Annotated in this window: 10 protein-coding genes; 6 read left to right on the top strand and 4 right to left on the bottom strand. The window is 54.8% G+C overall.

Going from position 1 to position 7141, the window contains the following annotated elements; all coding sequences use genetic code 11:
* The 3 genes from ABSE13_RS11975 to ABSE13_RS11965 form a co-directional block, all read left to right on the top strand.
* The coding region (locus ABSE13_RS11975) for a translation initiation factor IF-2 subunit alpha (RefSeq protein ID WP_424028746.1) at positions 1–729 on the top strand (729 nt) is incomplete at its 5' end.
* The gene (locus ABSE13_RS11970; protein ID WP_424028745.1) at positions 726–881 is read left to right on the top strand and encodes an RNA-protein complex protein Nop10; all 156 of its coding nucleotides are present in this window, start codon (positions 726–728) and stop codon (positions 879–881) included. The genes ABSE13_RS11975 and ABSE13_RS11970, both read left to right, overlap by 4 nt.
* On the top strand, positions 878–1633 hold the full coding sequence (locus ABSE13_RS11965) for a proteasome assembly chaperone family protein (RefSeq protein WP_424028744.1): 756 nt from the start codon (positions 878–880) through the stop codon (positions 1631–1633). The genes ABSE13_RS11970 and ABSE13_RS11965 overlap by 4 nt, the downstream gene beginning before the upstream one ends.
* Positions 1634–1700: 67 nt before the next feature.
* Here the strand turns inward: ABSE13_RS11965 and ABSE13_RS11960 are convergent, their stop codons facing one another.
* The 3 genes from ABSE13_RS11960 to ABSE13_RS11950 form a co-directional block, all read right to left on the bottom strand.
* Positions 1701–2258, bottom strand: a complete 558-nt coding sequence (locus ABSE13_RS11960; protein ID WP_424028743.1) for a hypothetical protein — start codon at positions 2256–2258, stop codon at positions 1701–1703.
* Positions 2259–2342: 84 nt separating this feature from the next.
* A complete protein-coding gene (locus ABSE13_RS11955) occupies positions 2343–2708 on the bottom strand; it encodes a hypothetical protein (protein ID WP_424028742.1) in 366 nt (121 codons plus the stop codon).
* A gap of 255 nt (positions 2709–2963) precedes the next feature.
* A complete protein-coding gene (locus tag ABSE13_RS11950) occupies positions 2964–3431 on the bottom strand; it encodes a redoxin domain-containing protein (RefSeq protein ID WP_424028741.1) in 468 nt (155 codons plus the stop codon).
* Between the two features lie 468 nt (positions 3432–3899).
* Here ABSE13_RS11950 and ABSE13_RS11945 point away from each other — a divergent pair, with 468 nt between their 5' ends.
* The 3 genes from ABSE13_RS11945 (at position 3900) to ABSE13_RS11935 (ending at position 6465) form a co-directional block, all read left to right on the top strand.
* Positions 3900–5030: an endonuclease Q family protein gene (locus tag ABSE13_RS11945; RefSeq protein ID WP_424028740.1), complete on the top strand. Its 1131-nt coding sequence runs from the start codon at positions 3900–3902 to the stop codon at positions 5028–5030.
* 72 nt (positions 5031–5102) lie between these two features.
* Positions 5103–5279, top strand: coding sequence for a 4Fe-4S binding protein (locus tag ABSE13_RS11940; RefSeq protein ID WP_424028739.1), 177 nt, complete (start codon positions 5103–5105; stop codon positions 5277–5279).
* Positions 5269–6465: an NAD(P)/FAD-dependent oxidoreductase gene (locus ABSE13_RS11935; protein WP_424028738.1), complete on the top strand. Its 1197-nt coding sequence runs from the start codon at positions 5269–5271 to the stop codon at positions 6463–6465. The genes ABSE13_RS11940 and ABSE13_RS11935 overlap by 11 nt, the downstream gene beginning before the upstream one ends.
* Here the strand turns inward: ABSE13_RS11935 and ABSE13_RS11930 are convergent.
* Positions 6454–7122, bottom strand: coding sequence for a potassium channel family protein (locus ABSE13_RS11930; protein ID WP_424028737.1), 669 nt, complete (start codon positions 7120–7122; stop codon positions 6454–6456). The two genes, ABSE13_RS11935 and ABSE13_RS11930, sit on opposite strands and share 12 nt — an antisense overlap.
* Between the last annotated feature and the right edge of the window lie 19 nt (positions 7123–7141).

Genomic DNA, 7141 nt, shown 5'->3' with positions numbered 1-7141 from the left:
GACTTTGTTGCCTTCGTCTCGCTCGATGAGTACGGTGGCCGCCAGGGGCTCATCCCCATCTCTGAAATTGCAACGGGCTGGATCAAGTACATCCGCGACCATATCCGGGAAGGCCAGAAGATCGTCTGCAAGGTCCTCAACGTAGACCGGACCCGCGGACACATCGACCTCTCCTTAAAGGATGTCAACGAGCACCAGCGCCGCGAGAAGATCCGCGAGTGGAAGAACGAGTCCAAGGCCCAGAAGTGGCTGGGGTTCGTTGCGGAACAGTCGGGCGAATCCCTCACGGATATCGAGGACGTGATCTACAAAAAGTTCGGGGCTTTCTACCCGGTCTTTGAAGATATCGTGATCGATCCCGAGAGCTCGCTCAAGAAACTCGGTTTCTCAAAGAACGTCTCCGAGATCCTCCAGCGCGTGGCGCAGGAGAGCGTGAAGGTGCCCCACGTGGAAGTGACCGGGCACCTCGTCCTCACCTCCACCCGGTCCGATGGTATTGAAGTGATCCGTAAGGCGCTTGAGAAGGCGAGCGCATCGAAGACCCCGGGTGCAGAGATTGAACTCCTGTACCTCGGCGCCCCCACCTACCGCATCAAGGTGACCGCTCCCGATTACAAGGCTGCCGAGAAGGCGATCGAGAAGTCAGCGAACGCTGCGATCGCGGTTCTGGAAAAGTCCGGTGGCGAGGGCAAGCTCGTCAAGAAACCGAAATCCGGGAAAAGTGCATGACCGGGCGCATCCGGCACTGCTCTGCAGACAATATCTATACTCTTTCTCCTACCTGTCCCGTGTGCGGCCAGGCGACGGCAGTAGCACATCCTGCACGGTTCTCTCCTGAAGACAAGTACGGCAAATACCGCAGGCTGGCTAAAGCACCATGATTGAAGATATCGCGGTCAGCTACACGGACAGTTTCAGGGATAAGAAACCTGTCGATCCTATCCTGATTGAAGGACTCCCCGGCATTGGCCAGGTAGGAAAGCTGGTTGCCGAGTACATGATCCATATGCTCGGGGCCGAGAAGATCGGGGAGATCCATTCGATCTATCTTCCCCCCCAGGTGATCATCGAAGAGAACGGCCTGGCCCGGCTTGCAAGGAATGAGTTGTTCCTGTATCAGTCCGAAGGCCGCGACATCGTCTTCCTTGTCGGGGACCACCAGAGTACCTCGAACGAGGGGCACTACCTCCTTGCAGAATGTTACTGCGAGATTGCAGAGGAGCTGCACGTGAAGCGGATCTACACCCTCGGGGGATTCGGCGTCGGCCACCTTGTGAATGAACCCCGGGTGCTGGGGGCGGTGAACAGGGTGGAACTCCGTGAGGAGCTCGAAGCTGCCGGTGTAACATTCAACCGCGAAGAGCCGGGTGGCGGGATCGTGGGAGCTGCCGGCCTCATGCTCGGACTCTCGGCCCGCCGGGGGATCGATGCGGTCTGCCTGATGGGGGAGACGAGCGGGTACCTTGTCGACCCGATGAGTGCGGCAAACGTCCTTGCCATGCTCTCGAAGCTGACCGGCGTCCCGGTCGACTCAACAAAACTCAACGACCGGGCCGCTGAAATGGAGAAGGCGATCGAGAACCTGGTCGAAGGTGAAAAGGGGAAGGATGAAGAGCTGAGTTATATCGGGTGAGCTCGGGCCGGGAAACGGTGACATTTGCATGTCCCGGATATTCTGAACTTTTTAAAAAAAATAAGAGTTATAGTGAAGTATCCATAAGTATTTGAGTTGCCCCTCCCACAAAATGTCCCGTTACTACGATATGGTACTTGTTTGAATTCGTAACTGAGAACCTTCCGATTGCTCCTACAGGTAATGAGGATTGTCCACTATCCGGATGAATTTCTCCCACATTCACATCATTGACGGAGACGGAAAAAAATTGTAAATTTTCATTATCTTGCCCCCCTTGGTTCATAATGACAATTGTCGGTGAGGTTGTAGTCACTCCATTACATACTCCATTAGTAGTTCCCCCCATACAACCCGGTGCCCACAAACTTGCTGTAACTGCAACAACGTAGGTTCTCTGGGAGGATTGAGTTACAGGGGGTATTTGGGTCTGTTCGGGAATAGTTACAATAATTGGACTGGTTGTAACTGTTTGATATGGCAGTCCCCCGTTTTCTTTTGGAGTTTGTGTTATCGTGACAATATTTCCGGTTGGTATAGGCAAATTATCTGGTGGAGGTTGTAAACAACCAACTACCAAGGTCACAATGAGCAATGTGACGAAAAGTAGATACTTCAATTCCATACTGCAACCTCCATCTGGGTGACGATATATTTTGTTATTTCATATTTTAACAGGTTGCACGAACTTTGGGAAAATCCAAAAAGACTAACCAACTTGATTTTTATTAAAAATCAATTCCTTTATTTGAATCAAAAAGGGAATCCGGATCCCCTTTTTTGAAATGTCGAATTTGACAGAATTTGCTGCGGAACAAAATATTGAAATCAACAATTGCGTATCCATCCCTGTTTGCATCAAGGCACTTACTTTGTTTACATGGTCTTGAAAAATAAAGAGATCTCTATCTGGTTTAGCGTAACTTTCGAGAGTACTTAAAATTGATAGAATTTGATTCATCCTTGAAAGTTTTTCAGAATTACTTAATTTTTCTGTTAAAAGTTCTGATGTTATTAGAGATATCTCCTCTTTTTTCTTTACAAACATCTCCCTTTCATCTTCAGATAATTCCATGAATCTCTATTTGTGGATGTTTAAAATAAGGGTCTTGGTTTGCATCCAAAGGGTTACACACTCCATTTCAGAAGAAAGGAGTCAACCCACCCCCTTCGGGGGTCGCTCGGCCGCCTCGTCGGGGCCTCGCTGGGCAAGAAGGTTGATCAGAAGTATTCGTACCAGAAGGGGGTCAAGGGGTGCTCCCCTTGGGCTGCTTCCCCCTTTGGGGGAGAGAGGGGGTCACGCTCATAACTACCATAGAGTATGTCCGCCTCACTTCCCCAAAAACGCAATGATCTCCCCGATATCCGGCACCGAATGCACCGGGTATACCTTCACGAACACGACCCGCTGCTTCTCGTCAATGATCACGTTCGCCCGTTCGGAGAACCCGTTTGCGTCCCGGAAGAGCCCGTACTTCTCCGCAACCGCCCCGTGCGGCCAGAAGTCACAGAGAAGCGGGGTCTTCGAGATCCCGAGGTTCTTTGCCCACGCCTTCTTGCATGGTATGGAATCGACACTGATCCCGACGGGGATGCAGTTGTGTGAGGCGAGCACCTCCCGTTTCTCCTCGAGCGATTTCATCTGGGCTGCGCAGAACTCCGTCCACGCGAGCGGGTGGAACGATAGGAGCACCCGTTTCCCTTCCTGCTCGTAGAGATCGAAGGTCTTGTCTTCCTGGTCCTTAAGCGAGAAGTTCCGTGCCGGATCTCCTACCTGAACTATAACAGCCTGTGTCATGAGGTCACCTTATGCAGGTGTTCTGGTGTTTGGAGGGGATGAGAGTTTGGATCAGTACAAATTATGGCTGGATCCCCTGCATGGGTCTGGAGGCTGGCCATGATCTACATTTGTACCCATGCGACCCCCTCCCTCCAAAAATTCTCTATCCAACAGAATTTCACTTCGTAAAAATACACAAAATTCCGCAAAAACCCGGACGTGATTGGGGGGGGTCGCATGGGTACAATTGGTTGTTGCCGCCCGGACTTCATGCGGCTCCAGTCAATCCCCCGGGACAATATCTACTCCGTGAATCTGCCGGAAATAGGGGTTCGTATCCTGCGGTCCTGGCCGGATCCTGACCGGTTAACTGTACCCATGTGACCCCCCCTCTCCTTTGGGGATGGCGGACCGGATGTTGTGGCAGGGTATGATCCCCCCATCACCTCCTCTTATATTCCGCAAGGTACAATCGTTCAGGTACTCATGCACGTTAATGCCGACCTGCACATCCATTCGCCGTACTCCATGGCCGTCTCCCGCTTCATGCAGCCGGAACCGCTGCTCGCGGGGTGCGTAACCAAGGGGATTCAGGTGCTCGGCACCGGTGACGCCCTCCACCCGGTCTGGCGGAAGACCTGGGAGCCGTTCCTGACGAACGATGCAGGTGTCATAGTCGTTCCGACCGGTGAAGTTGAGGACGAGCGAAGGGTGCACCACCTCATCATGGCCGAAGACTTCTCACAGTTCGCCGATTTGCAGGAGCTCATGGAAGGGACCTGCAAGAGTTTCTCCACGACCGGACGCCCGCATGTTTACCTCTCCGGTGAGAAGATCGCCCGCTATGCCCACAGCGTCGGCGCACTGATCGGCCCTGCCCATGCCTTCACTCCGTGGACCTCAATGTACGCGTACTGCACCGGGGTTGCCGACTGCTATGGCAGCGAGCCCATCGACTTTCTCGAACTTGGCCTCTCGGCAGACAGCTCGTACGGGGCCGCGATCCCGGATCTCTACGATATCCCGTTCCTCTCTAACTCCGATGCCCACAGCCCCCACCCGGACAAGCTCGGGCGAGAGTTCAACCGGCTCGATACGGGGGCAGCAACGGTCAAACGGGTGCTTGAAGCAATAACTAAGGGAAACGTGGTCATGAACGCCGGGTTCTTCCCGGAGGAAGGGAAGTACAACCGTACCGCCTGCGTCCGGTGTTTCACGCAGTACCCGCTGGAAGAGGCAGTCCGTCACGGGTGGCGGTGCCCTGCGGACGGCGGCATTATCAAGAAAGGTGTGTCCGACCGGGCAAAGGAGCTGTCCGGGGGAGGAGAGCCCCGCCCCCGTCCCCCCTATGTCCACGTCCTCCCGCTCGCCCAGATCATCCAGACGATGGAAGGCTTGTCATCACCGAACACGAAGAAATGCAAGTCAATCTATGCCTCGTTCATCAGCAGGTTCGAAAACGAGATCGCGGTCCTGATCGATGCACCGGTCGAGGAGATCCGTGCGGTTCACCCGAAGGTCGCGGATGCGATTTCTGCCCTGCGGAACGGGACGATCACCCTGCACCCGGGCGGCGGCGGGAAATACGGCACGTTCTCACTTGCGGACTCCCTGTAACGGTACGCTGCGTGGCCTCGCCCGCACCGTATCGTAAATATTAATGAAAGGGCGCGCCAACATGATCTCTCAATGCTCAAAGTACATCGGGATATTTGTGGATATTGCGGATGCTGTGTCTCTGTCTGTTCGGAGGGTGCCCTCGAACTGATCGATGCGTACCTTTCCGTAGAGAAGAACTGCACGAGCTGCGGCGTCTGTGCAAAAGTCTGCCCCCTTGGTGCCCTGGAGGTAGTCCATGAAAAATAAGTATGACGTGCTTGTCATCGGTGGTGGCCCTGCGGGAGCACTTGCAGCAAAGACCGCAGTCGGGAAAGGTCTCTCTGCCTGCATCGTGGAGAAGCGCCCGGCGATTGGCGCCCCGGTCCGCTGTGCGGAAGGGATCGGCAAGGAAGCCCTCCAGGAGTTCATCGATCCTGATCCCCGCTGGATCTCGGCAGAGATGACCGGGGCAGGGATCGTTGCTCCCGATGGCTTTTTCATGAAACTGGAATCCGCCATGGCCGGCAGCAAGGTCGGTTATGTCCTTGACCGGAAGTTCTTCGACCGGGAACTGGTCTGGAAGGCGGCGGAAGCGGGCGCTGATGTTGCGGTGAAGTCACGGGCATGTGCCCCTATTAGGGAGAACGGTTTTGTCAGGGGTGCAAAGATTGATTTCTGCGGCAAGATCACGGATGTCAGGGCCGAAGTGGTCATTGCAGCCGATGGCGTGGAATCAAAATTCTCAAAATGGTGCGGCATCGACACTACCGTACCTGTCCGCGAGATCATGAGCTCGGTCCAGTACGTGATGACCGATATTGACATCGATCCCCACGCAACGATCTTCTACCTCGGAAACGAGGTAGCACCGGAAGGATACCTCTGGATCTTCCCCAAGGGTAACCGGACGGCAAATGTCGGGATCGGCATCTCCGGGAAGAAGAGTGGGGAAGGCCACCGGGCAAAGGACTACCTTGACAAATTCGTGAAAAAGACCTTCCCGAACGGGAAGACCATCGAGTACATCCCCGGTGGCGTCTCGGTCTGCCGTCCACTGGACTGCACGGTCGCTGACGGCCTCATTATCGCCGGTGACGCAGCCCGGGTAGTCGACCCGCTGACAGGTGGCGGTATCTACAACGCGATGTACACCGGAAGGCTTGCCGCCGAAGTGGCAGCGGACTGTATCGGGAAAGGCGATGTCTCGAAGAAATGTCTCATGGCCTATGACAAGGCATGGCGGGCATCCAAGATGGGTAAGGCAATCGAGCGCAATTACCACATCAAGGAATACCTGATCAAACAGCCCGATACGAAACTCAACGAGATCATCCACTCCGTATCGAACCTGAACCTCAAGGAATTCTCCACCATTAATCTGATAAAAGAGATTATCCGGGTAAACCCGAAACTGGTACTTGAGCTCGGTGCCCTTGCGGCATCAATCCGTTGATTTTTTGAGCTGTTTGTTGAGAAGCCGGAGGCAGTCGTCCTCGGCCTCTTTTTTCGTGAAGACCGTGAAGATATCCCCCCCCTGGATCCGCACGCTGCCGCTTGGGATGATCAGCTCCCCGTTCTGCCTGCGGAGCGCGATGAAGACGAAGTCCTTCACCTTGAGTTCCCGGATCTCGTGGTTCACGATCGGGGCGCCGTTCTCGGCAACGATCTCGAAGATCGTACCCCCGGGAATGGAGGCGAGCTGCTGGAGCTGCGGGTTCTGGGTCCAGTAATAGAGCCGGGAAGCGACGAGCTCGTCCGGGTTCTCGCTGATCCGGACTCCCACTTCCTTGAAAAAGTCGGAATGGGATGACTGGTTGACGATCGCGACCACATTCGGGACCCGGAACTTCTTGGCCAGCCAGCAGGTCATCAGGTTGACCGAGTCGTCGCTGGTGGTGGCGATCATCGCATCGGCCCGGTCGATACCTGCTTCCTCAAGGATCGTCTTGTCGGTCGCGTTGCCGGTCACGGCCAGCACATCGTAGTGCTCGAGGACCTCGCTGCAGCGGGCTTCGTCCTGGTCGATGACCACGACGGTGTGGGCATGTTCCACTGCCATCTTTGCGAGATTTCTCCCGATACCTCCGAGCCCTACGATGATGATGTACATGCTTACCGGTTACCCTCAC

Source organism: Methanoregula sp. (assembly GCF_049518935.1).
Lineage (GTDB): Archaea > Halobacteriota > Methanomicrobia > Methanomicrobiales > Methanospirillaceae > Methanoregula.
Note: the sequence above shows the minus strand (reverse complement) of the source record. Positions and strands in the feature narration are given on the sequence as shown.

Coding starts and splice junctions, on each gene's coding strand:
- ABSE13_RS11965 (WP_424028744.1), top strand. CDS start 878: ATGATTGAAGATATCGCGGTCAGCTACACGGACAGTTTCAGGGATAAG.
- ABSE13_RS11950 (WP_424028741.1), bottom strand. CDS start 3,431: ATGACACAGGCTGTTATAGTTCAGGTAGGAGATCCGGCACGGAACTTC.
- ABSE13_RS11960 (WP_424028743.1), bottom strand. CDS start 2,258: ATGGAATTGAAGTATCTACTTTTCGTCACATTGCTCATTGTGACCTTG.
- ABSE13_RS11955 (WP_424028742.1), bottom strand. CDS start 2,708: ATGGAATTATCTGAAGATGAAAGGGAGATGTTTGTAAAGAAAAAAGAG.
- ABSE13_RS11940 (WP_424028739.1), top strand. CDS start 5,103: ATGCTCAAAGTACATCGGGATATTTGTGGATATTGCGGATGCTGTGTC.
- ABSE13_RS11945 (WP_424028740.1), top strand. CDS start 3,900: ATGCACGTTAATGCCGACCTGCACATCCATTCGCCGTACTCCATGGCC.
- ABSE13_RS11970 (WP_424028745.1), top strand. CDS start 726: ATGACCGGGCGCATCCGGCACTGCTCTGCAGACAATATCTATACTCTT.
- ABSE13_RS11935 (WP_424028738.1), top strand. CDS start 5,269: ATGAAAAATAAGTATGACGTGCTTGTCATCGGTGGTGGCCCTGCGGGA.
- ABSE13_RS11930 (WP_424028737.1), bottom strand. CDS start 7,122: ATGTACATCATCATCGTAGGGCTCGGAGGTATCGGGAGAAATCTCGCA.